Source organism: Vibrio ichthyoenteri ATCC 700023 (genome assembly GCF_000222605.1).
Lineage (GTDB): Bacteria > Pseudomonadota > Gammaproteobacteria > Enterobacterales > Vibrionaceae > Vibrio > Vibrio ichthyoenteri.
In genome coordinates this window covers 1-1,038 of sequence record NZ_AFWF01000141.1, presented here as the reverse complement: position 1 = coordinate 1,038, position 1,038 = coordinate 1, and the positions used below count along the sequence as shown (strand labels likewise).

At 44.6% G+C, this 1,038-nt stretch carries 1 protein-coding gene; it reads left to right on the top strand.

The annotated features are described in order from the left end of the window. Positions 1–117 precede the first annotated feature (117 nt). Positions 118–984, top strand: coding sequence for an IS5 family transposase (locus RH85_RS10380; RefSeq protein ID WP_138956466.1), 867 nt, complete (start codon positions 118–120; stop codon positions 982–984). The last annotated feature ends 54 nt before the right edge of the window (positions 985–1,038 follow it).

The following is a 1,038-nucleotide window of genomic DNA, read 5'->3' as shown; positions in this document are numbered from 1 at the left end:
GGCTTTGTTGCGTAAATCGATGGAACTAAATCCATCGCTTACGATCTGATCGGCTACATTCATTAAAATCTGTAGCCTCATGCCTAAACATCGTTACAAAACTATAATCAAGCTCTCATCAGCCGTGGCTCTTTAACGTTTTGGATTGATGAAGAAGCGATAAGTGAGTGGAAACAAAGTAAGCAAAAAAAGCGCGGTAGACCTCGTGTCTTTAGTGATTTAGCCATCACAACAGCTCTGATGGTAAAGCGTATTTTTTCAATGCCACTTCGAGCTTCGCAAGGATTTATTGATTCCGTTTTTCAACTTGCTCAGCTTCCACTGTGCTGCCCACACTACAGTTGTATCAGTCGTCGAGCGAAAAATGTTGAGGTGAGCTTTAAGACGAAAACCAAAGGACCGATTCTACACCTTGCTATCGATGCGACAGGTCTTAAGGTTTATGGTGAGGGTGAGTGGAAAGTCAAAAAACATGGCACGGATGGTAAACGCAGAGTGTGGCGCAAACTCCACCTCGCAGTAGATACGAGTACACACGAAATTATTGCCGCAGAATTGAGTTTATCAGTGGTGCCTGATGCCGAGGTGCAGCCTAACTTACTCAAACAAACACGTCGGAAAATTCTTGAGATATCAGGCGATGGTGCTTATGACACAAGGGATTGCCATGCAGCAATCCGCATTAAACGGGCTGTTGCGCTTATCCCTCCAAGAGAAGGAGCGGCATTCTGTGAACGAGGCCATCCAAGAAACTTAGCGGTTGGCTGCCAAAGACTATATGGCTCGAACAAGCATTGGAAAAAGCGCTATGGCTACCATAAGAGGTCGATATCTGAAACGGCGATGTATCGAGTGAAGCAATTGCTTGGAGGACAGTTAAGCCTAAGAAATTACAATGCACAAGTTGGTGAATCTTACGCGATGATTAAAGCGTTAAATAAGCTTACGGGGCTTGGTATGCCTAAAACGTGCCGCATTGGCTAACAATTAACCGAAACGGAGCTCATCTACTTCGAAAATGAATTACGCAACAAAGCC